This is a genomic window from Flavobacterium sp. FlaQc-30 (genome assembly GCF_044005885.1).
GTDB lineage: Bacteria > Bacteroidota > Bacteroidia > Flavobacteriales > Flavobacteriaceae > Flavobacterium.
On record NZ_JBIPCO010000001.1, the window covers coordinates 1,081,014 to 1,106,013 of the forward strand.

25 protein-coding genes are annotated in these 25,000 nt (G+C 33.3%); 9 read left to right on the forward strand and 16 right to left on the reverse strand.

Annotated elements, in window-relative coordinates:
- Positions 1 to 331: 331 nt before the first annotated feature.
- From ACHRV0_RS04785 to ACHRV0_RS04820, 8 genes are all read right to left on the reverse strand, one after another.
- Entirely contained in the window at positions 332 to 1,630 is a 1,299-nt protein-coding gene (locus ACHRV0_RS04785) for a DUF2268 domain-containing putative Zn-dependent protease (RefSeq protein WP_395440072.1), read from the reverse strand.
- A 53-nt stretch (positions 1,631 to 1,683) separates the two neighbouring features.
- Entirely contained in the window at positions 1,684 to 2,370 is a 687-nt protein-coding gene (gene truB / locus ACHRV0_RS04790; protein WP_129023756.1) for a tRNA pseudouridine(55) synthase TruB, read from the reverse strand.
- Positions 2,370 to 3,167 carry an undecaprenyl-diphosphate phosphatase gene (locus ACHRV0_RS04795; RefSeq protein WP_089054319.1) on the reverse strand — a complete coding sequence of 266 codons (798 nt, stop codon included), beginning with the start codon at positions 3,165 to 3,167 and terminating at the stop codon, positions 2,370 to 2,372. Before ACHRV0_RS04795 ends, truB begins: the two co-directional genes overlap by 1 nt.
- A 96-nt stretch (positions 3,168 to 3,263) precedes the next feature.
- Complete coding sequence (locus ACHRV0_RS04800; RefSeq protein WP_395440073.1) at positions 3,264 to 3,512, reverse strand: DUF3098 domain-containing protein; 249 nt, start codon at positions 3,510 to 3,512, stop codon at positions 3,264 to 3,266.
- 87 nt (positions 3,513 to 3,599) lie between these two features.
- A complete protein-coding gene (locus tag ACHRV0_RS04805; RefSeq protein ID WP_089058423.1) occupies positions 3,600 to 4,475 on the reverse strand; it encodes an ABC transporter permease in 876 nt (291 codons plus the stop codon).
- 299 nt (positions 4,476 to 4,774) lie between these two features.
- Positions 4,775 to 5,371 carry a molybdopterin-dependent oxidoreductase gene (locus ACHRV0_RS04810; RefSeq protein WP_395440074.1) on the reverse strand — a complete coding sequence of 199 codons (597 nt, stop codon included), beginning with the start codon at positions 5,369 to 5,371 and terminating at the stop codon, positions 4,775 to 4,777.
- An 18-nt stretch (positions 5,372 to 5,389) separates the two neighbouring features.
- Entirely contained in the window at positions 5,390 to 7,390 is a 2,001-nt protein-coding gene (locus tag ACHRV0_RS04815; RefSeq protein ID WP_395440075.1) for a TonB-dependent receptor plug domain-containing protein, read from the reverse strand.
- A gap of 209 nt (positions 7,391 to 7,599) precedes the next feature.
- Positions 7,600 to 7,947 carry a winged helix-turn-helix domain-containing protein gene (locus ACHRV0_RS04820; RefSeq protein ID WP_129023758.1) on the reverse strand — a complete coding sequence of 116 codons (348 nt, stop codon included), beginning with the start codon at positions 7,945 to 7,947 and terminating at the stop codon, positions 7,600 to 7,602.
- A gap of 275 nt (positions 7,948 to 8,222) precedes the next feature.
- On the opposite strand from ACHRV0_RS04820, the gene leuS reads away from it, so the two are divergent.
- From leuS to ACHRV0_RS04845, 5 genes are all read left to right on the forward strand, one after another.
- A complete protein-coding gene (gene leuS, locus ACHRV0_RS04825; protein WP_395440076.1) occupies positions 8,223 to 11,087 on the forward strand; it encodes a leucine--tRNA ligase in 2,865 nt (954 codons plus the stop codon).
- A 472-nt stretch (positions 11,088 to 11,559) separates the two neighbouring features.
- Positions 11,560 to 12,408, forward strand: a complete 849-nt coding sequence (locus tag ACHRV0_RS04830; protein ID WP_395440077.1) for an alpha/beta fold hydrolase — start codon at positions 11,560 to 11,562, stop codon at positions 12,406 to 12,408.
- Positions 12,409 to 12,410: 2 nt separating this feature from the next.
- Complete coding sequence (locus tag ACHRV0_RS04835) at positions 12,411 to 12,884, forward strand: RNA polymerase sigma factor (RefSeq protein WP_089054312.1); 474 nt, start codon at positions 12,411 to 12,413, stop codon at positions 12,882 to 12,884.
- Positions 12,871 to 13,464 carry a hypothetical protein gene (locus tag ACHRV0_RS04840; RefSeq protein WP_395440078.1) on the forward strand — a complete coding sequence of 198 codons (594 nt, stop codon included), beginning with the start codon at positions 12,871 to 12,873 and terminating at the stop codon, positions 13,462 to 13,464. Before ACHRV0_RS04835 ends, ACHRV0_RS04840 begins: the two co-directional genes overlap by 14 nt.
- A gap of 178 nt (positions 13,465 to 13,642) precedes the next feature.
- Complete coding sequence (locus tag ACHRV0_RS04845; RefSeq protein WP_395440079.1) at positions 13,643 to 14,329, forward strand: zinc metallopeptidase; 687 nt, start codon at positions 13,643 to 13,645, stop codon at positions 14,327 to 14,329.
- Positions 14,330 to 14,417: 88 nt separating this feature from the next.
- On the opposite strand, the gene ACHRV0_RS04850 is transcribed toward ACHRV0_RS04845, so the two are convergent.
- From ACHRV0_RS04850 to ACHRV0_RS04865, 4 genes are all read right to left on the reverse strand, one after another.
- Positions 14,418 to 14,693, reverse strand: coding sequence for a hypothetical protein (locus tag ACHRV0_RS04850; RefSeq protein ID WP_395440080.1), 276 nt, complete (start codon positions 14,691 to 14,693; stop codon positions 14,418 to 14,420).
- 52 nt (positions 14,694 to 14,745) lie between these two features.
- Positions 14,746 to 15,216: an Lrp/AsnC family transcriptional regulator gene (locus ACHRV0_RS04855; protein WP_089054372.1), complete on the reverse strand. Its 471-nt coding sequence runs from the start codon at positions 15,214 to 15,216 to the stop codon at positions 14,746 to 14,748.
- A gap of 220 nt (positions 15,217 to 15,436) precedes the next feature.
- The gene (locus tag ACHRV0_RS04860; protein WP_089054309.1) at positions 15,437 to 16,186 is read right to left on the reverse strand and encodes a uroporphyrinogen-III synthase; all 750 of its coding nucleotides are present in this window, start codon (positions 16,184 to 16,186) and stop codon (positions 15,437 to 15,439) included.
- Between the two features lie 14 nt (positions 16,187 to 16,200).
- Complete coding sequence (locus ACHRV0_RS04865; RefSeq protein WP_129023763.1) at positions 16,201 to 16,869, reverse strand: DUF4271 domain-containing protein; 669 nt, start codon at positions 16,867 to 16,869, stop codon at positions 16,201 to 16,203.
- A gap of 104 nt (positions 16,870 to 16,973) precedes the next feature.
- Between ACHRV0_RS04865 and ACHRV0_RS04870 the strand changes: the two genes are divergently transcribed.
- From ACHRV0_RS04870 to ACHRV0_RS04880, 3 genes are read left to right on the forward strand one after another with little or no spacing between them, the layout of a single operon-like run.
- Positions 16,974 to 17,699 carry a polyprenol monophosphomannose synthase gene (locus tag ACHRV0_RS04870; RefSeq protein ID WP_395440081.1) on the forward strand — a complete coding sequence of 242 codons (726 nt, stop codon included), beginning with the start codon at positions 16,974 to 16,976 and terminating at the stop codon, positions 17,697 to 17,699.
- 9 nt (positions 17,700 to 17,708) lie between these two features.
- On the forward strand, positions 17,709 to 19,049 hold the full coding sequence (locus ACHRV0_RS04875) for a dihydroorotase (RefSeq protein ID WP_089054306.1): 1,341 nt from the start codon (positions 17,709 to 17,711) through the stop codon (positions 19,047 to 19,049).
- A 9-nt stretch (positions 19,050 to 19,058) separates the two neighbouring features.
- Positions 19,059 to 19,535, forward strand: coding sequence for a DUF4296 domain-containing protein (locus ACHRV0_RS04880; RefSeq protein ID WP_089054305.1), 477 nt, complete (start codon positions 19,059 to 19,061; stop codon positions 19,533 to 19,535).
- Positions 19,536 to 19,537: 2 nt separating this feature from the next.
- Here the strand turns inward: ACHRV0_RS04880 and ACHRV0_RS04885 are convergent, their stop codons facing one another.
- The gene (locus ACHRV0_RS04885; protein ID WP_395440082.1) at positions 19,538 to 20,539 is read right to left on the reverse strand and encodes an NAD-dependent epimerase/dehydratase family protein; all 1,002 of its coding nucleotides are present in this window, start codon (positions 20,537 to 20,539) and stop codon (positions 19,538 to 19,540) included.
- Between the two features lie 207 nt (positions 20,540 to 20,746).
- Between ACHRV0_RS04885 and tyrS the strand changes: the two genes are divergently transcribed.
- Positions 20,747 to 22,042 carry a tyrosine--tRNA ligase gene (gene tyrS, locus ACHRV0_RS04890; protein ID WP_395440083.1) on the forward strand — a complete coding sequence of 432 codons (1,296 nt, stop codon included), beginning with the start codon at positions 20,747 to 20,749 and terminating at the stop codon, positions 22,040 to 22,042.
- Between the two features lie 81 nt (positions 22,043 to 22,123).
- Here the strand turns inward: tyrS and ACHRV0_RS04895 are convergent, their stop codons facing one another.
- The 3 genes from ACHRV0_RS04895 to ACHRV0_RS04905 form a co-directional block, all read right to left on the reverse strand.
- Positions 22,124 to 23,104 carry an acyl transferase gene (locus ACHRV0_RS04895; protein WP_395440135.1) on the reverse strand — a complete coding sequence of 327 codons (981 nt, stop codon included), beginning with the start codon at positions 23,102 to 23,104 and terminating at the stop codon, positions 22,124 to 22,126.
- Positions 23,105 to 23,263: 159 nt separating this feature from the next.
- The gene (locus ACHRV0_RS04900) at positions 23,264 to 23,602 is read right to left on the reverse strand and encodes a T9SS type A sorting domain-containing protein (protein ID WP_129023769.1); all 339 of its coding nucleotides are present in this window, start codon (positions 23,600 to 23,602) and stop codon (positions 23,264 to 23,266) included.
- A 106-nt stretch (positions 23,603 to 23,708) separates the two neighbouring features.
- Complete coding sequence (locus ACHRV0_RS04905) at positions 23,709 to 24,887, reverse strand: hypothetical protein (RefSeq protein ID WP_129023770.1); 1,179 nt, start codon at positions 24,885 to 24,887, stop codon at positions 23,709 to 23,711.
- Positions 24,888 to 25,000 lie beyond the last annotated feature (113 nt).

The following is a 25,000-nucleotide window of genomic DNA, read 5'->3' on the forward strand; positions in this document are numbered from 1 at the left end:
TGTAACTTGTTGATAACAAATGTTATAATGCTCTTAAAAACGTATTTGTATTCTTTTTTTTAGCATTATTTTTGTATCTTAGTAAAGCAATCCCACTTCTATTATTTACTTTTTGATTTACTCTTTTTATTGGTGTTTATTTAATGTCTAACAATTAAAAAATGCACTATTATGAAAAAGTTATTCGAAAGGTTTTACGATTTTTTTTCGACCTTTTTGTTTGGAGGAAAGAATGTTCATCATTATTAACTCCAAAAGAAATTGCGTATGAAATAACACTACTTTAATTAAAGAGGTGGCACATTACGGTTTGATTTGTAATGTGCTTTTTTTATTCAGTTGTTTGAAATTCGATCAAATACGGTTTTAATCTTACTCCGTTTTGCTTTCTGAAATTACTTGTAATTAAGATTTGATATTTTTTGTTTGGCAGCAAATCGGCTTTAAAAGTCCATGTTTTTTTATCAGAAGACCAGATTTTTTCAGAACTTAACTTTGGACAAAATTCTTTGCCAAGTGGACCAAAATCAATACCTGTATTGCGACCGTTTAACGGTTCTGAAAAGGTGATTGTAATGTCTCTTAATCCTGATTTTACTTTTTTACTTCCGTTTTTAAAACCAGATATTGTTAGTACAGTTGGTCGTTGTTTTTCGTAATCCTGATTTAATTTCTTTACACTTTTTGGAAATAATTTTGAGGCATCAACGATTTGCTCCATTTCTTTTTCGTTATGATAATCAAGCTCAATAAGCGTTTTTATGGCTTTTGCTTTGTCTTTGGATGAATTGTAATAGCGTTCAGAAATTTCATAGCCAATATAATAACCGAGATCTCTAATTTTTAAATCATTTCTGTTTTCACCCCATAACCAATTATAATTATTGCTCATGATATACAAATCGGCAATAAACTGATTGATTACTTTTTCCTGGTTGTTTTTTCCAAATTCTATTGCAGGACTGCTAGATTTTTTGCCAGTTACTTTGCAGGAAATAAATTCTGCGACACCTTCATACAAACACATAGCAAGTAAGTTTTCCACTAATTCTTTTTGCTGCGTATGAACATATTCATGAGTGCATAATAAAGCAATGTTTTTTCTTGGATTATATTCTTTATAAAAAGGCTGTCTCCATGCAGGAAGTTCGTCGATAATAGTAGTTTCATCTGCTAATGAGAGTTCGCTTCCAATTAAAATGCGATCATTTTGTATCGTTCCGTTTGTTCTAAAAGCACCAATTGAAAAATAAATAGTTGATGGTTTTAATGGTGGATATGCTTCTTTTAATTTACGAATGTCAGTTTCGATTTCAGGATAAAGATTATTGACATTTGTGGTGTTTGCTTTTAATGAATTCCAGAATTTTGGGTATTTTGTAATTGAGTTAAGGAATTCTTTTGGAGTGTAATTACGAACTTCAATAAGGCTTTTTAAACCAAGTGAGGCTTTGTCAAGATAAAACTCATTTAGAAATTGGTATTGTTTTATACTGTCAGAAGTAGAAATAACCTTTTCATATGCTTTCCAAAAATTGTCGATATCAGTTGATACAAATTTTTGGCCGGCAGTTTGACTAAAAGAAACTTTTGCGGAGATTAAAAATAACGCTAAAAAGAAATTTTTCATTTTGTAAATTTTAAAGCAAACGACTAAATTACAAAAATCAAAAAAATATAATGTTATAGATTTTCCTCAAAAAGAGTAATATCAATTGCGTTTTTTACATCGTAATCGCCAATCTTAGTTCGGCGTAAAACAGTTAAATGCGATCCTGAATTCATGGCTTTTCCAAAATCGTAAGCAAGAGAACGAATATAAGTTCCTTTACTGCAAACTACTCTAAAATCAATTTCAGGTAATGCTATTCGGGTAATTTCAAATTCGTGAATTGTAGTTTTTCTGCTCGCAATTTCGACAGTTTCACCAGCACGTGCGTGTTCGTATAAACGAACTCCGTCTTTTTTAATAGCAGAAAATATTGGCGGTTTTTGATCGATTTCGCCTAGAAACTGTTTAACCGTTTCATGAATAAGTGCTTCATCGATATGTTCCGTTGGAAAAGTCTGATCGATTTCAGTCTCTAAGTCGTAAGATGGAGTAGTAGCTCCAATATAAAATGTTCCAGTATATTCTTTGGCTTGACCTTGAAGCTCAGAAATTCTCTTAGTAAATTTTCCAGTACAAATTAGTAAAAGCCCAGAAGCCAAAGGATCTAAGGTTCCAGCATGACCAATTTTAAACTTTTTTGGCAGGCCGACTTTATTAATTAAAAGGTATTTTAATTTATTGACAGCTTGAAACGAACTCCATTTTAAAGGTTTGTCTATCAGTAAAACTTGTCCGTCTAAATATTCTTCAGGTGTCATTATATAATGGTAAGCGGGTGAATGAAAAAGTGAATCAGCAATAAAATGATTCCAGCAATAATTCGGTAATAACCAAAAACCTTGAATCCGTTTTTAGTTAAAAATCCAATAAAGGTTTTGATAGCAAGAAGCGCCACAATAAAAGCAACAATGTTTCCTATTATCAATAAGTTGATTTGATCGTGAGATAATTCGAATCCCGCTTTGTAATAATCGTAACATTTTTTTACCGTTGCACCCAACATTGTCGGTACAGCAAGAAAAAATGAAAACTCAGCAGCAGTAGTTCTTGATAATTTTTGAGACATTCCGCCCACGATACTTGCACCGCTGCGAGAAACGCCGGGAATCATGGCAAGACATTGAAATAAACCAATTTTAAAAGCTTGTAAATAGCTGATTTCTTGTGAAGTTTCGGTACTGTTTGGTGTATTAAACCATTCGTCGACTTTTAATAGAATTAAACCTCCAATTAAAAGAGAAATTGCTACAGTTACTGGATTTTCTAATAAACCATCAATAAAATCACTTAATAATAATCCTAAAACAACGGCAGGAATAAAAGCAACTAAAAGTTTAAAGTAAAAATCAAGTGTTTGAAAGAAACGTTTGAAATATAGAATTACAACCGAAAGAATTGCTCCAAGTTGAATAACAATAGTAAAAAGTTTAGTGAAATCGTCGTGTGCAATTCCAAAAAAAGAAGAGGCAATAATCATGTGTCCAGTTGAAGAAACAGGTAAAAATTCTGTGATTCCTTCAATAATAGCAAGAACGATAGCTTGTAATGTATTCATTTATTAGATTGTTAGATTATTAGAATGTTAGACTTCTTAGATTTTTTTAGAAAAGAATATTCTAAAGATCTAAGTTGTCTAAGATGTCTAAGTTGTCTATTTTGATTTTTTGAAAATAGAATAAATCGTAATTCCAAAACCAATTAAAACGGTAGTTGGAGCTAAACGAATACGTCTGAAATTAAAAATATCTTCATTAAAAACATTTGGATCATGACTTCCTCCGCCCGACATTAAAATAAAGCCTAAAGCGATAACAGCAATTCCGATCAATAAGATTTTGTAATTAACACTGTCAAAAAGGAATTCGTGTTTTGGAGTTTCGTCTGTATTATTGTTTTTCATTTTTATTTATTTTGTGAGCCTGTAAAACCCAATGTTTTAGGATAAGGCAATTATTTTAATCTAAAATCTACAGTCTAAAATCTAAAATTAATAGAGATCATCAGTTCTTAAATTCAAGAAACGTTGCGTTGCAAAGTGTGTGCTTACCCACGTAATTAAAACTCCTAATCCAAAAACCGCTAATAAAACCAATCCAATTAAAGCTTTATCTTCTAGAATTCCTAAACCAGGGAAATTAGTTTCAACGTAGAATAAAAGTCCAATTAAAGCAATAATTGCCAATCCAGCACCCAGCATTCCTAGTTTTACACTGCGCATTACAAAAGGTTTACGAATAAACGATTTGGTTGCGCCAACCATTTGCATAGTTTTGATAATAAAACGGTTTGAGTGAATAGAAAGACGCAATGAACTGTTGATTAATAAAACTGCAATTATCGCTAAGAAACCGCTGATAATCAAAATCCACATACTTACTTTCTTGATATTATCATTTACCAGATTTACCAATTGTTTGTCGTAAACAATATCTTCGATCATGGTGTTTTTACGTAAACTGCTTTCGATTTGCAGAATGCTGTCTCTTTCAACATAATCTGCTTTTAAATGAATGTCGTATGAATTCAATAAAGGATTCTCTCCTAAAAATGTCAGGAAATCTTCTCCAATAATATCAGTATGTTCTTTTGCTGCTTTTTCTTTAGAAACATAAGCATAAGATCTAGCGAAAGGCGCTCTTTTTAATTCCGTATTAAATGCTTTGATAACGCTGTCGTTTGCTTCATTTTTAAAGAAAACCGTCATAGCAATTTTTTCTTTAAAATCGTTTGCCAGTTTTTTAGAGTTAATAATAAATAATCCTAATACTCCCAAAAGGAATAATACTAGAAATACACTTAATACTACCGAAAAATAAGAGGAAATTAACCTGCGTTTTTGAAATTTATCAAAGTTAGAACTCATAGTTTGCTTAAATTATGTGGTAAAAATAATAAAGAATTTCTTTATTTAAAGTTATTAACGAACTTTTATACCATAAATGTACAATTCCATATTGAATAAAAGTTTATTTAACAGCAAAGTGCATAAAATTTTTGTTGATTTAAGTAGAAAGTGCATTATGGTTTAATTTGATGATAACAAAAAATTCGCAAAGCTTTTTGTAGATCAGCTTTGCGAACTTTGCGGTTAAATAGTAGAAAAAACTTTCAGCCTTAGAATCTCAGAGCCTTAGAATCTCAGAGCCTTAGTTTCTTAGAACCTTATTTTACTCTATAAACCTCAATACTTTTAAGCCAGTAAACATGACGAGGCCCAGTTTTAATATCATTTTTGCAAATAGCAATCATTTCGCCGCTTTTTAGTGGTTTTCCGTTTTCCTCAAAAAGAACAAAAGCATTTTCTCCGGTTGGATTGTTGAAAATTTCTGCCCATGAAAAAGTGGCTTTGTAATCATCAGAAGCTCGAGCCACAATATAAAAATTACGATCCTTATGTCCGTCTTGTTTGATTTTTGCCTTCTCTAAAATATCTTTCAAAAGCACGCCTTTGCACACTTTGTTGTCTTTTTTAACTTCGCCGCTTTGGCAGACAACTTTAAAATTATCAATAGTTACCACTTTCATCTTTTTTAAAGAATCAACACTTAATTGAAGCGGAAATTCGACATCGCCTTTTACTTCAATAGTGTGATTTACCATTTTTAAACTGTCAGCCGGCGTAAGAACAGCATGCTTATCATTGTCTGTTTTAGACACCTTTTCTGTAGCAATCGAATCTTCTTTTTCCTTTTTAGATGAATTGCACATTGTGCATGAAAATGCAATAAGAAGTACGAGAATATAATTTTGAGTTTTCATATAAAATTATTTTTAGGTTTAGTTATTGAAAAAACGAAGCGTTACAAAAAAGTTGCGGCCTTCTTCAGGATAACCTTCAACAAGACAATAGTTTTTATCGAAGATATTATTAATTCCCGCATCGATACTGAAATTTTTAGCTATTTTGCCCGAAGCGTAAAAATTTAAAAGCGTGTAATCAGGAACTCTTGCACCATAACTCGTGCTGAAACGAGATGAGTTAAATTCAGAATTAGCAATTAATCGCAATATTGTAATCGGTTTATATTCTAAAGTTCCCATAACCTTAGTATTTGGAACATCGGTAAAATGAATATTCGGATTTGTGATATTATTTCGTTCAATATAAGTGTAGTTCACGTTAAGCGACAAATTAGATAAGATTTCATAGTTTATTTGAGCTTCAACGCCAAGATATTCTGCTTCGCCAAAATTCTGCATTTGAGATTTTCCAGGTTGAACGTTGCTTACATTTAAGATTGCATCAGAAAGTTTGCTGTAGAAAAGCGCCGTCTGAAAAGTAACTTTATTAAAAAGTCCAGCCGTATAATTCAATTCGTAATTTACAGCTTTTTCAGGTTTTAAGTCCGGATTTGGTATTGCAGTTCCCATTCTGTACGAATAACGATCTTTGATAGTTGCAAATCTTGTTTTTTGTGAAACTGTTGCGCCCAATTTCTGCGCTTCATTCAACTGATAAAAAAATCCAATTTGAGCATTAAAAGCATCACTCGCACCAGCGGATGGATAATCTGAAATCACTTTTGTAGTACTGTTGTAATCTTCTGCTTCAGTATTTTTTCTAATGTTGTAACTCACACCCGGAATAACAGTAAATTTTGGAGTAACTTTATAAATATCTTCAATTCCTACCAAAACCGTATTGTCTATAAAATGGCGAACTGGTTCACCAAGATTGTTTTCGCGGTGTACATCTTCTTTAAAATGAAAAGCAATTTTCAAATCATTTTTTGGAATAAATTTCGTGTTGTATTCTAGATTTCCACCGTAAGTGTAATCATTGTAAATACTTTCAAAAGCATACGGTTTGGTTTGTTTCGTATAACTTGCATCATCATAACTGTCAAGAGTATTCTTGAAACGGTCAAAATACAACCTTGTTTTTAAGCTGTTTTTGTCATCAAAATTAGAATTTGAGATGAAGTAAAAACTTTCTTTATCCCAGTTTGGCCATTGCCAGTAACGAGGTTTTAGTAAAAGTGAATTCAAAGGATCGCTTCCTGTATAAACTGGATTTCCTTTTTCGCCCTGCTGATTGATGTAACCAATTGCATATTCGCTTTTTTCAGTTGGAGTCCATCCAATTTTAAAACTAATTTTCTGATCCGTGCGATATGAATTGTCTCTTTGTCCGCCGTTTTCATTTGCTGTTGGAACAAAATTAGATGACATTCTAGTTGAATTTCTATCCAAATACGAAAATCCACCCTGAAAATAAAACTTTCCAATGTTAGAACCAATGTTGAGGTTTCCTTTATAGCCATTTTCATTAATTATTCCAAGCGAGCCGTCATATTCTAATTTTTGAGAAGGTTTTCTAGAAACTAAATTTATAGCGCCGCCAAGTGAGTTGGGACCATAAAGTACAGACGAAAATCCTTTTGAAACATCAATTGCAGCGAGATCAAAAGTGGTAAATCTTGCCAAGTCAACATAACCGTCATAAGGAACATAAACAGGAATACCGTCCATATAAACCGGAACCTGTCTTAAATCGAAACCACGTACAGAAACCATCGATTCGTTTCGTGGTCCAGAAGCCGTTAATGTAATTCCTGGCAGCATATTTAAAGCTCTCGAAACATCCATTTTGTTTTGAGAAACCATTGTTTTTGAAGTTACTCTGTTTAAAGTGTCTTTGTTTTGATGATTGGTAACAATTACTTCCCCCAGCATAAAAACGTTTGATGGTTTTATGGAATCTGTTGGAGTTGAATTGTTTTGTTGGGAAAATCCGATTAGCGGAAAGAGTAAAAAGGCGATAAATTTTAGTTTCATAAGGATACGATTTTTCAGTATGTTTTAAAATGAATACTGATAATTAAGAAATTTGTTTTTGGTTTGTATGTTTTTTAAAATAAAAATTCAGTGTGTTTTTTCAGGAATACTGATTTGCACGACAAAAAAAGCAATTTCTACACATTTAAATTATGACCAAAATCATATTTGGAAATTTCATTGAAAACGATCTATGAAATTGAAGCTCTCTAAAACTTCAAATTTTGAGTTTCCTTTTCGGCGAAATCTTTAATGCGTTTTTCTACTTCATAAAAAACTGCAATCGCTTTTTCTCCAGCATCAGTCAATTTTGCACCGCCGCCGCCTTTTCCGCCCAATAATTTTTCGACTAACGGACTTTGTGCTCGCTGATTCATTTCTTCAACCAACTGCCAAGCCTGTCTGTATGCCATTTTCATCTCCTTAGCTGCATTTGTTATAGAGCCTGTTTTGCGAATATTTTCTAAAAGCCAGATTTTTCCAATACCTAAAAATGGACCTTCAGCTTCTTCAATCCAAAGTCGTACTTCAATAGAATATTTTTTATCATTACCCATTTCATTCTTAAATATATCCTTGTAAAAATAATTGTTTTTACTGTAATAGTATTCTTCTATTATTAAAAAATAAACAATTAAAAACACCTTGGCTAAGTATTGTTATTACAAATTTACGTATTTTTACTTAATTTAAAATACGTATTTTGTTATTTTATTTGTTTGTCAGTGAAATAGCTTTGCAACAAGCAACAATAAATGTAAATTTGCGCCTAATAATTAATTTAGTGAAAAGCCTTAGAACCTTAGTAACTTAGAATCTTAGTCACTTAGAAATGAAGTACAATCCAAACGAAATTGACGCCAAATGGCAAAAATATTGGGCAGAAAATCAAACTTTTGCAGCAAAAAACAACTCTGAAAAACCGAAACATTATGTACTCGATATGTTTCCTTATCCATCTGGAGCAGGACTGCACGTTGGGCATCCGCTTGGTTATATAGCTTCAGATGTGTATTCTCGTTTCAAAAGACATCAAGGTTTCAATGTTTTGCATCCAATGGGTTATGATAGTTTCGGATTACCGGCAGAACAATATGCGATTCAGACAGGACAACGTCCAGAAGATACAACACGCGTAAATATTGATGGCGGCGTAGACAAAGAAGGAAAACAAATTGCAGGATACAGAAAACAATTGGATAAAATTGGTTTTTCATTTGACTGGGCGCGTGAAGTGCGAACTTCAAATCCTGATTATTACAAACATACACAATGGATTTTTATTCAATTGTTTAATTCTTGGTATTGCAAAAAACAAGGAAAAGCTTTTGAAATTTCAGAGCTTGTAAAAGTTTTTGAAGAAAGCGGAAATGCATTAGTTGAAGCAGTTTGTGATGATAATGTTGCGATTTTTACTGCTGCGGAATGGAACTCTTATTCTGAAGATCAAAAAGAAAAAATCCTTTTACAATACAGAATGACTTATTTGGCTGAAACCGAAGTAAACTGGTGTCCCGGTTTAGGAACTGTTTTGGCAAATGACGAAATTGTAAACGGAGTTTCTGAGCGTGGAGGTTTTCCTGTTATAAGAAAAAAAATGACACAATGGAGTATGCGAATTTCTGCTTATGCCGAACGCTTACTTCAAGGTCTAAATGATATCGATTGGAGTGAGTCAATCAAAGAATCACAAAGAAACTGGATCGGTAAATCGGTTGGGGCTTTGGTGACTTTTAATGTAAAAAATCACGATGAAGTTATCGAAGTTTTTACCACTCGTCCTGATACTATTTTTGGAGTAACGTTTATGACTTTGGCACCAGAACATGATTTGGTTGCCAAAATTACAACTCCAGAACAAAAAGCGGCAATTGAAGCTTATATCGAAAAAACATCAAAGCGTTCTGAACGTGAGCGTATGGCCGATGTAAAAACAATTTCTGGAGTATTTACAGGAGCGTATGCAGAACATCCATTTACAAAAGAAGCGATTCCGGTTTGGATTGGAGATTATGTTTTGGCAGGTTACGGAACTGGTGCTGTAATGGCGGTTCCTTGCGGAGACGAAAGAGATTATGCTTTTGCTAATTTCTTTAAAGGTCAAAACGGAATGCAGGAAATCAAAAACATTTTTGCAAATGTTGATATTTCTGAAGCCGCTTACGGATCAAAAGATAACGTTGAAATCGCAAATTCTGATTTCTTAAACGGATTAAATTATAAAGAGGCAACTCAAAAAGCAATCGCTGAATTAGAAAAATTAGGACAAGGAAAAGGAAAAACAAATTACCGTTTGCGTGATGCTGTTTTTTCTCGTCAGCGTTATTGGGGTGAACCGTTTCCAGTTTACTACGTAAACGGATTGCCTAAAATGATTGATGCGCAGCACTTGCCAATTATTTTACCAGAAGTAGAAAAATATTTACCAACAGAAGACGGTTTGCCTCCATTAGGAAACGCAGCTGTTTGGGCTTGGGATACAAAACAAAATAAAGTTGTCAATACAGATTTAGTTGACAATGTTTCGATTTTTCCTCTAGAATTAAACACAATGCCGGGTTGGGCAGGAAGTTCATGGTATTGGATGCGTTATATGGATGCACACAATGAAAATGAATTTGCAAGTAAAGAAGCATTAGCGTATTGGGAAAGTGTAGATTTGTACATTGGAGGAAGTGAGCACGCAACAGGGCACTTGTTGTATTCTCGTTTCTGGAACAAATTTTTAAAAGACAAAGGTTTTGCTCCAACCGAAGAGCCGTTCAAAAAACTGATTAATCAGGGAATGATTTTAGGTACGACGGCTTATGTTTACAGATTAGAAGGAACAAATACTTTTGTGTCTAAAAATAAAATTGAAAGACAAAATGTACAGCCAATTCGTGTTGATGTTCATTTTGTAAATTCTTCAGATGAATTGAATATCGAAAAGTTCAAAGCTTGGAGAGAAGATTTCAATACAGCAGAATTTGTTTTTGATGAAAACGGAAAATACATTGTAGGTCGTGAAGTCGAAAAAATGTCTAAATCATACTATAATGTTGTAACACCTGATGATATTTGTAATGAATATGGAGCAGATACATTACGTTTATACGAAATGTTCTTAGGTCCGTTAGAACAGGCAAAACCTTGGAATACTGCTGGAATTTCTGGAGTTTTTGGTTTCTTGAAAAAATTATGGAGATTGTATTTTGATGATAATGGTTTAATTGTAAACAATGACGAACCAACAAAAGACAACTTGAAATCATTACATAAAACAATCAAAAAAGCAGCAGAAGATATCGAGAATTTCTCTTTCAATACTTCGGTTTCTCAGTTTATGATTTGTGTAAATGAATTGTCTGCTCAAAACTGTCATTCAAGAGCGATTTTAGAACCATTAGCAGTTTTGGTTTCTCCTTACGCTCCTCATATTGCAGAAGAATTATGGTCGCAGTTAGGACATACAACTTCAATTTCAGAAGTTGCTTTCCCTGCTTTTGAAGCAAAACATCTAATTGAAACAAATAAAGAATATCCAGTTTCTTTCAACGGAAAAATGCGTTTTACAATCGAATTGCCTTTGGATTTAACCAAAGAACAAATCGAAGAAATTGTAATGAAAGACGAAAGAACTCAAAAACAATTAGACGGCAGAACACCAAATAAGGTGATTATCGTTCCAGGAAAAATTATCAATTTGGTTGGATAAACCAGTTTGATTCTTAAATATTAAAAATTCCAAATTCCAATTTTACGATTGGGGTTTGGGATTTTTTTTATACCGTTGTTATCCTGAGCGGAGTCGAAGGACTTTCGTTACGAGAGGATTTTAACTTCACTTAGACTGACAATGCGTACAGTTTGTCATTTCGACTGAAAGGAGAAATCACACTAGAAACTCTGCAATCAAAATCGCTAATCTTTGTCGAGTTACGTGTGTGATTTCTCCTTTCAGTCGAAATGACAAGATTGTGGTAAAAACTTTGCGACTTAGCGTCTTTGCGAGCAAAAAACATAGCGTCCTTTGCGTAAACCTCCGCGTACTTTGCGGTTAAAAACTCGTACCAACATTGGGATTTTAAACTTAATGATTAAAAATTTAAAAACTTTTGTAACATTTTAATAGTTCTCGTATCCAAAAGGCGGATCCGATTAAATTAACAACTTAAAACTATTAAAAAATGAAAAAGTATATCATCTTAATTATCGCATTCTTATTCTCAGCTTTATGTCTAAATGTTTTTGCACAAACAAAATCATATCCTTTCGAAGTTATTAAAACGGGAAAAGGAAAACAATCAATAATTTTCATTCCTGGATTTGCTTCTTCTGGAGAGGTGTGGAATGAAACCAAAACAGCTTTCGAAAAAGACTATATTTGTTATACGCTTACAATGGCAGGATTTGCGGGAGCAAAACCACAACAGAATCCATCATTCGAAAATTGGAAAACAGAAATTGCAAATTATATTAAAGACAGTAAAATTGAAAAGCCAATTTTAATTGGTCACAGTATGGGCGGCGGACTTGCACTTGCAATCGCAGCAGATTATCCAGAATTAATTGGGAAAATTGTAGTTGTAGATGCGCTTCCGTGTTTGGCTGCGCTGATGGATCCTTCATTTAAATCAAAAGAAAATAATGATTGTTCAGCAATGGTAAGTCAAATGACTGGAATGACAGATGCTCAGTTTCTTGAAATGCAGAAAAAAACAATGCCAAGGCTTTTGGCAGATACTTCAAAAATGGATACAGTTGTAGATTGGAGCGTAAAATCAGACCGAAAAACATTTGCTCAAATGTATTGTGATTTTTCAAATACCGATTTGAGAAATAAAATTGCAGCTATAAAATGCCCGTCATTAATTTTATTAGAATCTTATTTTATAAATTTAAAACCAGCAATCGAGGAACAATATAAAAATTTAAAAACAGCTGATTTTCAGTATGCGAGCAAAGGTCTGCATTTTATTATGTATGACGATGCGGCTTGGTATTTAGCGCAATTAAACACTTTTGTAAAATCGTAAGAATGGAATTTGAAGAAATTTATAAGACTTATTGGGATAGAATATTCAGGCTTTGCATGGGTTTCGTAAATGATTATGATGCGGCACAGGATTTGGCTCAAGAAACCTTTATAATTGTATGGCAGAAATTGGAAACTTTTCGAAACGAATCGGCTATTGGAACTTGGATTTTTAGAATTGCGTCTAACAATTGTTTAAGGCAGATTGAAAAAGAAAAGCGTTTCCCAAAATCCGATTTACCAATTCATCTTTCAGAAGAGAAACAAACTTCGATAGAACCGCAAATTCAGTTTTTGTATAAATGTATTGCCGAATTACCAGAAACAGAACGTATCATTATTTCACTGGAATTAGAAGAAGTTAAGCAGTCGGAAATTGCCAAAATCGTTGGACTTTCTGATGCTAATGTTAGAGTGAAAATTCACAGAATAAAAGAAAAACTGACCGAAAAATTTAAAGAAAATGGACAACGATAACAATATAGATTTTAAAGATTTATGGAAAAGACAATCCGTAAGTCAGCCAGACATGAAAGATTTGCTGTCGAGAGTGAGTAAATTTAAAAAAGCAGGTTTAAGAAGTTTATGGATAACAAATGTTTTGCTTTTTTTGACAACTGCATTTATTGTTTTTATATGGATATATTATCAGCCAGAGTTTATTTCGACTAAAATTGGGATTGTTTTAACGATTTTGGCGATGGTTATTTATGTGTTTGCTTTTAATAAATTGTTTGCTCCGTATAGAAATATTGATGCGACACAAACGAATCAGGAATATTTACAAAAACTGATTTTGATTAAAAAGAAACAACAGTTTATGCAGACAAAAATGATGAGTTTGTACTTTCTGCTGCTTACAACTGGAATTTGCTTGTATATGTATGAATATGCCAGCAGAATGATTGTTTTGGGTGCAAGTTTGTGTTACGGAATAACATTGCTTTGGATGGCGTTTAATTGGTTTTATATTCGCCCGAAACAAATTAAAAAACAGCAGTCCAAAATAAATGCCTTGATTGAGAAGTTTGAAGAAGTAAATAATCAGCTGCTTTAAGGGATGATTTATGACCGTATTGTACAGACGCACCGAAGTGCGTCTTTTTTTTGTTAAATTTTTAATATTTCTACTGCCGTAATTACTGTTTTAGATGTCAAAATGTCATTTTTTGAGTTTGGTTCAGAAATTGTGATTTGTTTTGTAACTTTAGAAATCAATCAAAAAAGATAAAAATATGGGAAGTGGATATTTAATTATTGCCGGAGCTATAATGTTATTCAGCTGGCTGGTAAGTTCAAGACTAAAAAGTAAATTCGAATTGTATTCTAAATTGCAATTACGAAACGGAATGAGCGGTGCGGAAATCGCTGAAAAAATGCTTGCTGATAATGGTATTACAGATGTTCGTGTAATTTCGACTCCAGGTCAGTTAACAGATCATTATAATCCTGCAGATAAAACAGTTAATTTAAGTGAAGCGGTTTACAATCATCGTAACGCGGCTGCGGCTGCTGTTGCGGCGCACGAGTGCGGGCACGCGGTTCAGCATGCTATTGGTTATGAGTGGTTAACAATGCGTTCTAAATTAGTGCCTATTGTAAGTGTGGCTTCGAATTATGTGCAGTGGATTTTGCTTGCGGGAATCTTAATGATTAGAACTTTTCCTCAATTACTGCTACTTGGGATTGTTATTTTTGCGGCAACTACATTGTTTACAATTATTACGCTGCCAGTAGAATATGATGCAAGTAATAGAGCCTTGGCTTGGTTAGAAAATAAACATATGCTGACTCAGCAAGAACAGGCTGGTGCGAAAGATGCCTTAAAATGGGCGGCAAGAACTTATGTTGTCGCGGCTATAGGTTCAATTGCAACGCTGTTGTACTATATCTCGATTTATTCAGGAAGCAGAAGGAATTAATTTGATAATTGAGATAATTAGTCAATTAGATAATTTATAGCAAACCCAACAGGTTTTTAAAACCTGTCGGGTTTTTATTTTATTTTATTTAGCTTTCATTTAATTGCAGAAGAACAAAAAGTAAAGCCCAAAATCCTGCAAGGGTATAAATGGAATATAAATATTGATTTTCTTCAGATTTATATAATTTGTAAAAAAGAACAATAGTGTAAATTATGCTTATCGGAATTGCAAGAAGAAATAGAAAAGCACCCATTCCGGGAGCGCATGGACCTCCTGCATCAATTTTGGTATAAATAAAGGTTATTGAGAAATAAACAATGAAAAAGAATATGGTCTTGTATTCCGATCTAATATTTAACATATAACAGTGAATTATCTAATTATCTAATTATCAAATTTTCTCATTGACACATTTATAATTGTATCTGCCTGTCAATTTGTTGATCTAACGATATAAAAGTTTCAGTTCTTGAAACACCTTCAATTGCCTGAATTTTGGTATTTAAAAGCTGCATTAAATGTTCGTTGTCGCGACAGATAATTTTAATTAATACAGACCAGTTTCCTGTGGTATAATGGCACTCTAGAACTTCTGGAATTTTTCTAAGATCTTTTACAGCTTCGGAGTTTCGAGAAGCTTTGTCAAGATAAACGCCAACAAAAGCCATAGTATTGTAGCCTAAAACTTTTGGGTTAACAGTAAACTTAGATCCTGAAATAACGCCGGATTGTTCTAGTTTTTTTAACCGCTGATGAATTGCAGCTCCCGAAATGCCAATTTTATTGGCAATTTGCAAAATGGGTTTTCGGGCATCATCCATTAAGTAGCGAAGTATTTCTTTGTCGATACCGTCAATTTCAATTAATAAGGAGTTGATTTTCATAACTTGTAATTTGAAACTAATTCTTTTAATTTGGTTTAGAATAGAAATCAAATATAGTTAAAAGGAGGGGAAAATAAAATTCCAATTTTTTAAATCCCAAATTCCAAAAATACAGCTCGTGGTTTCAACCATGGGAAACGAAAGGGTGTAAAACAAAAATTCCAAATCCCAAGTGATTAAGTTGGAATTTGGAATTTTAATATTTTGTATTCTTAAGGTTTTATTTTCCTTTGTTTGCTTCGGCGATGTATTTTTCAAGAGCCATTGTCATAGAAGGTGTTTCAGGTGTTGGAGCAAGAATATCAATTCTTAAACCGTGATCTAAAGCTTCTTTTTGAGTTGTGCTTCCAAATACAGCGATTCTGGTATTGTTTTGTTTAAAGTCTGGGAAGTTTTTAAACAATGATTTAATTCCTGTTGGGCTGAAAAATGCCAAAACATCATAATAAACATCTGCAAGATCAGATAAGTCGCTCATTACAGTTCTGTAAAAAACAGCTTGTGCCCAATCTACTTTTAGACTATTTAATGTTATTGGAGCGTCTGCATTTAATTGGTCAGATGCTGGAAGTAAAAACTTCTCGTCTTTGTATTTTTTAATTAGAGGCGATAAATCAGCAAAATCTTTAGCACCAACGTAAATTTTACGTTTTCTGTATACTACATACTTTTGCAGATAAAAGGCAACTGCTTCAGATTGACAAAAATATTTCAATCCTTCAGGAACTTTGTAGCGCATTTCATCAGCCACTCTAAAAAAATGATCTACAGCATTTCGACTTGTTAAAATGATAGCAGTATAGTGATTAAGGTCGATTTTTTGTAATCGAATCTCTTTTGCACTAACCCCTTCCACATGAATAAATGGTCTGAAATCAATTTTTATTTTGTGTTTTTGTTGGAGCTCAAAGTAAGGAGAATTCTCCACTTTAGGTTCAGGCTGTGACACCAAAATTGTTTTCACTTTCATATTATAAACATTTACTAAGCACTCCCTTTTGTCATCCAATAATAGAGAAAATAATAAGGGGCTATTTCAAGAGCGCAAAGATATAAAATAAAATAAAACAACTTGTCGATAATTGCGTTTTGATACGTTTTAATTGAAATAAAATATGAGTATAGGCTGATACACAGTGAAATACCTATGATCGCAAACGGAACAATTATTGGAATATTGTTATAATAGAACAAAATAGCATTGATAGGAAGTATTAAAACACCAATGTAAGTTCGGTAGGTTACTTTTTGTAAGTTAAAAAGTTCCATAAATTCATCAATATTGAACGAAGCTGCTACAATTTTTTCGATCAAATATTTTGCAAGAATAAAATAAAGAAGAAAAGTTGCAATTCGAATAAACAATAAATAATCTGTTTTTGATGCCGTTCCATAAATGCTCATCGTAAGTTGAATAAAAAAAGCAAAGGAAATAATCTGCACAAAAAACAAACCAACAGTAAAGCTGCTGTTTATATGATTATTGTCGCGATAAATTTTAGCGTATTTATCTGAGAAAATCAGCCTGCTGAACTCAGAAAAGCGAGTTTCATATGCTGATTTTGTTATAGCAACAATCGCAAAGGTCAGGATGAATAAAACAGTTGCCCAATCTTTGTTTTCAATAATTCGAGGATGAAGTTGTTCAATCATAGCGCACAAAATTAGTAATTTTTTGTGTCAATACTTTTATTATGTATTTATTATGAACCAAATGCTATAAAAAGTTTACTTTTGCGGTGAAATTACCAAGAAAAATGAGTGATAGTATTGTCATAATTCCAACTTATAACGAAATTGAAAATATTGAAAGTATTGTGAGAGCGGTACTTTCGCAGCATAAAGCGTTTCATCTTTTAATAATCGATGATAATTCTCCAGACCATACTGCTGATAAAGTGATTGCACTGCAAGAAGAATTTTCTGGAAGATTATTTCTTGAAAAAAGAGCCAAAAAAGCGGGTTTAGGAACGGCTTATGTTCATGGTTTTAAGTGGGCTTTGGAGCGTAAATATGATTTCATTTTTGAAATGGACGCTGACTTTTCGCATAACCCAAATGATTTAGAGAAATTATATGATGCTTGTCATTTTGGCGGAGCTGATTTGGCTATTGGTTCCCGTTATGTAAAAGGCGTAAATGTGGTAAATTGGCCATTAAGCCGTGTATTGATGTCGTACTTCGCTTCAGTTTACGTAAAGTTTATTACCGGAATGAAAATTCATGATGCAACAGCTGGTTTCGTTTGTTATAAAAGAGAGGTTTTGGAGAAAATCAATCTTAACAAAATAAAGTTTGTGGGATATGCGTTTCAAATCGAAATGAAGTACAGAACTTATTGTGCTCAATTTGAAATTAAAGAAGTTCCAATTATTTTTACAGATAGAACAAAAGGAGTTTCGAAAATGAGTAACGCCATTATCAAAGAAGCAATTTTTGGAGTGATTTCGTTAAGATTAAAAAAATTAGTCAATACATTATAAAGATAGAACATGAATAGGATTTTAATTAAAAATGCAAAAATTGTAAACGAAGGGTCTATTTTTGATGGAGATGTTTTTATAGAAAACGACTTGATTGTTGAAGTCGCTGATAGTATCAGTTTAAAATCATCTGATTGTATTGTTGTAGATGCCGAAGGAAGTTATTTAATACCAGGCGCAATCGATGATCAAGTTCATTTTAGAGAACCAGGTTTAACGCATAAAGGCGATATTGAATCAGAATCAAGAGCTGCGGTTGCGGGAGGAATTACTTCTTTTATCGAACAGCCAAATACAGTTCCAAATGCCGTTACACAAGAAATATTAGAAGATAAATATCAAATCGCTGCCCAAAAATCATTTGCGAACTATTCGTTTATGATGGGGGCTACAAATGATAACTTAGAAGAAGTTTTAAAAACGAATCCTAAAAATGTTGCTGGAATTAAGATATTTCTAGGTTCTTCAACAGGAAATATGCTGGTTGACAAAGAAGAAACTTTAGAGAAAATTTTTTCAAGCACGCCAATGTTAATCGCTGTGCATTGCGAAGACGAAACTACTATTCAAAATAACTTAGCAGAGTTCAAAGAAAAATATGGTGAAGATGTTCCGGTAACAGCGCATAATTTAATTAGAAGTGCTGAGGCTTGTTATATTTCGTCTTCAAAAGCCGTGGCTTTGGCAAAAAGAACAGGTGCGCGTTTGCATATTTTTCATTTATCGACAGCTAAAGAAATGGAATTGTTTACAAACAAAATTCCATTAGAAGATAAAAAAATTACTGCTGAGGTTTGTGTGCATCATCTTTGGTTTACCGATGAAGATTATAAAACAAAAGGAAATTTCATTAAATGGAATCCTGCTGTAAAAACCGAAAGTGATAGAAAAGCACTTTGGGAAGCTTTGAATGATGGTAGAATTGATGTTATAGCAACAGATCATGCTCCTCATACAAAAGAAGAAAAGTTACAATCTTATTTAAAAGCACCTTCTGGAGGTCCGCTTGTGCAGCATGCCGTTGTAGCAATGTTCGAAGCGCATCATCAAGGTAAAATAAGCGTAGAGAAAATTGTAGAAAAAATGTGTCATAATCCTGCAAAAATCTTTAAAATTGAAAAAAGAGGTTTTATTAAAGAGGGTTATTATGCTGACTTGGTAATTGTAAATCCGAGTTTGCCTTGGAGTGTAAATCAAGATAATATTTTATACAAATGCGGTTGGTCTCCGTTTGAAGGCACAGCTTTTAAATCGAGAATTACGCACACTTTTGTAAATGGTGAAATGGTTTACAATAACTTTAAAGTAAAAGATATCCGTGCTGGAAAACGTTTATTGTTTGATAGATAAAAAGACGAAATGAAAAATTGTTTTGTAATAGTATTGGTTATATTTCTTTCTGTAAGTTGTAAAAGAGAGGTTGTAAAACAGCCTGCTAAACTTATTGAGAAAGATAAAATGATTGATATTATGTATGATTTGTCTCTTCTGGAAGCAATGAAATATCAAAATCCAATTTCGTTAGATTCTACAGAAACAAATCCAACGAAGTTTATTTTAAAGAAATACAAAGTAGACAGTCTTCAATTTGCTCAAAATAATATGTATTATGCTGCAGATTATGAGAACTACAAAGAGATGTTTGATGAGGTTGGAAAACGATTAGCAAAAAATCAAAGAGACACAGATTCGATCGTTAAAATTGAAGAGAAAAAAGCGATGAAAGCGGTGAATCTTAAGGATAAAGAAAAACCTAAAGATTCGATTAAAAAGACAAAGAGTCAAATAAATCTTGACTCGATAAGACGACAAATGAAGCCGCAGCCTAAAAAATAATTCTATAATTTAGAAATATCCTTTACATATTGATGTACATCTGTAAAAACCGTTCCTAGAGCGGTTTTTATTTTTTCATTTGAATACAAATTTTTAGAATAAGAAGCTTTTGCAGTTGCTTTTGTCAGGCGTCTTTTTTGAAAAAACAGAGTTGAAAATATTCCGTCAGCCATCCAAAGGAAATTCATAAATAAAGGTTTGGCATGAATGCTTGGTTTTTTTACTTTCAAAACCTCGGCAATTGTATCAAGAATATCTTTAAAAACAATATTATCAGCTATTAAAGTAAAACGCCCATTTTTAATTTCACTATGCATTAATTGACGAGAAATTTTTACAACATCGTCAACGGTAATAAAACCAGTGCTTCCAAGAGTGTAAAACGAAAGACCATTAGCAACTTTTAAGTACAATTCGGCGCTTCCCTGCTGTTTGTTTTTTGTTTTCGGAATTGGTCCTAAAATTACACCGGGATTTACAATTATAACATCCAAACCTTCTTGATGAGCGCGCCATACTTCCATTTCGGAACCGTATTTAGAAATAGCATAATCGCTGTGTGGTTTTTCAGGATTCCAGTCTGTTTCTTCGGTAATATAAGTTTCGTGTGATGCCAAATCGCCAAGTGCAGCAATAGAGCTTACAAAGCAAAATTTCTTTATGCCTAGTGCGATCGAAAAATTAACCATATTGGCGGTTCCTTCGATGTTTATTTTTCGAAGTGATTCCTCGTCTTTTGGGTCAAATGAAATTAAAGCGGCGCAGTGGTAAACGTAATCAACATCAATAAAAGCAGTTTCTAAAGAAGGAACATCTAAAATATCGGCTTCAAGCCATTCTACTTTTTCAAATAAAGCTTCTTTCTTATAAAGTTCAAAAACCGATTTTGCTTTTTGAATGTTGTTTTTGGTTCTGTAAATTGCCCGAACATTTTCTCCATTTTCGATTAAATGAAGCAATAAATGTGAGCCTACTAAACCTGTTCCGCCAGTTACTAATACCATTTTGTAAATATAAGTTTTTGTTGGAAAGGTGCAAAGCTGCAGAGAGACAAAGTTGCAAAGGTTTTTTTGCAAAGGTTTTTTTGGTTTTGCCGCAAAGGCGCAAAGTTTTGATTTTTTTAAAATAATATTTGTGTCTTAGCGCCTTAGTGGCATAAGTTTTTGCCATTGCGATTACCATTGATTATATTTGCGCAAAATATTTTAAAAATGAAGAATCTAGTTGAAGAATTAAAGTGGCGCGGTTTGTACCATGATAGCATGCCAGGAACGGAAGAACAATTGCTAAAAGAGGTAACTTCGGCATATATTGGTTTTGATCCAACAGCAGATTCACTGCATATAGGCAGTATGGTTCAGATTATTTTATTGGTTCATTTAAAGAATTTTGGTCATCAGCCAATCGCTCTTGTAGGCGGTGCGACTGGAATGATTGGTGATCCTTCTGGAAAATCTGACGAAAGAAATTTGTTGAACGAAGAGGCTTTGGCTAAAAACGTTGCCGGAATTAAAAGTGTTCTGTCTCGTTTCCTAGACTTTAATTCAAAAGAAGCAAATGCTCCAGTAATGGTAAATAACTATGACTGGATGAAAGAATTCTCGTTTATTGATTTTGCTCGTGAAGTTGGAAAACGTATCACAGTAAATTATATGATGGCGAAGGATTCTGTTAAAAAGAGATTTAGCGGAGAAGGTGAAGGAATGTCTTTTACCGAATTTACATATCAATTAATTCAAGGGTACGATTTTTATCATTTGTATAAAAACAATAATTGCGTTTTGCAAATGGGAGGTTCTGACCAATGGGGAAATATTACTACAGGTACAGAATTAGTGCGCAGAATGGGCGGAGAAGGGGCAAAGGCTTTTGCTTTGACAACACCTTTGATCACAAAAGCAGACGGATCTAAATTTGGAAAATCTGAAGGTGGAAATGTTTGGTTAGATGCTGATAAAACGTCTGTGTACAAGTTTTACCAATTTTGGGTAAATTCAACTGATGTTGATGCAGAAAAATACATTAAAATCTTTACATTCTTAGACAAAGAAATTATTGAGGCTTTAATTGCTGAGCATCAAACGGCGCCGCATTTAAGAATCTTGCAAAAGAAATTGGCGGAAGAAATCACGATTTTTGTTCATAGTAAAGAAGAATTAGAAAAAGCGATTCAGGCTTCGAATATTTTGTTTGGAAATTCTACTGCTGATGATTTGAAAAAATTAGATGAAGTGACTTTCTTAGAAGTTTTTGATGGAGTGCCGCAAGCTGAAATTGCAAAAGCTGATTTGGAAAACGGATTAGATATTGTAACGGTTTTAAACGAAAAAACAGGTTTCTTTAAATCAAACGGAGAAGCTAGACGCGCGTTGACTGCGAACTCAATTTCTGTAAACAGAGAAAAAATAAAAGAAGATTTTGTATTAACTGCAAATGATTTGATTAACAATCAATTTGTGTTATTACAAAGTGGAAAGAAAAACTATTTTGTGATTAGAGTGGTCTAAATGGTTTAACTGTTTAATCGGTTAATTGTTTAATCGAGTTTTATGCTGATTAAACGATTTAACAAATCAACGATTTAAACATTAAAGCACCATTAAATTACACCCACGAATATCAGAATTATCAAAACGTCCCAATACCTCGAAAGAGTTGTTGGGATTTTTTTTGCCTAAATCCTGAGTTGCAATAAAAGAACAAGAATTGATATTGGCTAAATCAATAACGTTGATTCCGCCGGTTTTTCCATCTTTTATATACGTCAAAGCATCTTCTGGATCGCGAACTAAAATATGCATCCAAGACGGGCATTCAAATACACCTTCGCCTAAAGAATAAGCTTGCGCTAAAAGTTCTGTCATTCCGTATTCTGAATGAATCGCATTTACACCAAATCCTTTGCAAAGTTGTTCGTGCAGTTCTTCGCGAATCATTTCTTTGCGTTTTCCTTTCATTCCTCCAGTTTCCATAATAATGGTGTTTTGAAGCTGAAACTGATGTTTCTCGATTAAATCCAACAAAGCATATGTAACGCCAATTAAAATTACATTTTGACCGGATTCGTCAAGTTCAGTCAGTTTTTTAATTAAGTCGTCGTGATTGTGCAGATAAAACCCGCTTTCAGGCTGATTGGATAGTTTTATTAAGTCTTCGACCATATAAATAAGCGAAGATCCCTCGCGCTCTAAATAGGACGGTAAAAGGGCTAAAACAACATAATCTTCGATATTGCCATAGAATTGAGAAAATCCTTTTCGGTAACTTTCTTCATAAAGAGAAACATCGGTTACCAAATGCCTGCTGGTAATCATTCCAGTCGTACCGCTGCTGGTAAAAGTAACTTCGGCAGGATTGGTGTTTGATACTACGTCATGGCTTTTAAAAAACTGAATAGGTAAAAATGGAATTTGTGCCAATGTTTTTACTTGCTGTACATTTGTTTTAAGGAAATCACAAAAATCACGATATACTGGATTGTTTTCATATTGAAAGCGAAACACTTTTAGTGCTGTTTTTTCAAATTGCTTATGGCTGGAAATCGTAAATATATCGCTGGCTGTAATCAAAACTTTTTTGTGCAAAGATATTTATTTTTTGGCGTTCAGTGTTGCCTTTTTTAGTTTCAGTATTCTTAAGTATCAAATTTCGTAAACGATAATGAGATTGAATACTAAAAAACAACACTGTAAACTAAAAAAAGCTCTATCAGGAGCTTTTTTTGTGTTTTATCGAATAATGAGCTTTCGGGTTGCCGTAGCATTTTGCTCGCTTATTTTTATAATGTAAACGCCGGGAACAAGATCTGAAACGTTTAGTTCTTTTGAGCTTAGATGCGTTTGTAATACTCTTTTTCCTAAGATGTCAAAAATGATGATTTCTTTTTCTAAATCATTTTTTGAGGTAATATATACTTTTCCATTGACCACTGGGTTAGGGTACAAGCTGAGACCCTCAATTCCTACGGACTCTTGAGTTTTTGGTAATTGCTTACTGTCTTGTGCTGAAACACTTACAGTAAAGAAAAAAGCCAATAAAAAAATAATATAAAAGTAGTTTTTTGCCATCGCATTTATTTGGATGAGTAAATATACAAAAAAAATTACAAAAACTAAGCCAAAAAAAAACATCCTAAATTATTAGGATGTTTTTAACATTTTATATTTTAACTGATTAGAAACCTACTGACCATCCAGCAGCCCATGTTGGTTTAGCAATACCGTTTCCAGCTCCAGTTGCAGCTGCAGATTCAGTAATTACACCAGTAACACTAGCAGAAGTTCCATCTGTTTTCTTTCCTTTAGTTTTTGCAGGTACATCAGCTAGGAATAAGATGTTTGATACTTTTAAATCTGTACCAACGAAAGCGATAGTTTCATCGTTTTCAACATCAACACCAGTTGCCCAAGCACTAACTACTACGTTAGAGATTTTAGCTTTAGTTCCTCTTCTTAATTTGATAGCTTGATTTTCAGCAAAGTTAGCTGTAGCAGCAGTACTTCCAGGTCCAACAAGAGTTAAGTTTGTGATTGTTGGGTTAGAGATTGGAGCAAATGCATATCCAAATTCGAAGTTATCAGCTTCAATTCCTCTGTTTCCTTTTCCGAAATCTAATTTACCATACCAGTTTTCGTTTGTTCCGCTCCAACCTTCAGTCCAGTCAAATTGGTCATCCTCGTTACCGATAGAGATTAAGTTTTTTGTATTTACAGTTCCTCCGAAGAATTCGAAACCATCATCAGCACCGTAGTAAGCTTGTACGTTTTCTACAATTGTACCTGAACCAACTCCAAAGAATGAAAGTCCGTTGAATTCTTTTTCAGTATTGAAAGCAGCACCAGCGTACTCAATTCTTAAATATTTAATAGAACCAGAATTATCATTAGCAACAGTTCCACCATAAGTTAACTCAGCAACCTCAGATGTTGCAGTAGTAGTTTTACCATTATCACGGTTGATTGGCGCTTTTCCACAAATTACTAATCCACCCCATTTACCAGCAGCTTTAGTTGAAGCAGTCATTACAACTGGTTTGTCAGCTGTACCGTTTACGTTGATTTTACCACCTTGAGCAACTGCGATATAAGAAGCAGTTCCTCCTGTTCCTTCAATTGTTGTTCCAGCAGGAATTGTCAAAGTAGCACCATTTTCTACTCTTATTCCTCCAGTCAATTTGTACGTTTTAGTAGGATCAAGAATTACTTCGCCATCAGTAATTTTTCCTTGAAAATTAGCAGGATCTGCCGTAAACGAAGAACTTGGTTTTTTTTCGTCATCATTAGAAGAACAGCTTGTAAGCAAAACTCCTGATAAAGCAAAAACTGTAACGAAATTTAAAATTGATTTTTTCATAATCGTTTTAATAATTTTTTTTGTGTGTTTAATTTCTTGTTGCAAAGATGGATTAGAAATCTTTTTTAGATGTTAAGCAAGTGTGATTGTTAGTTTAATAAAAAGCAGCTTTT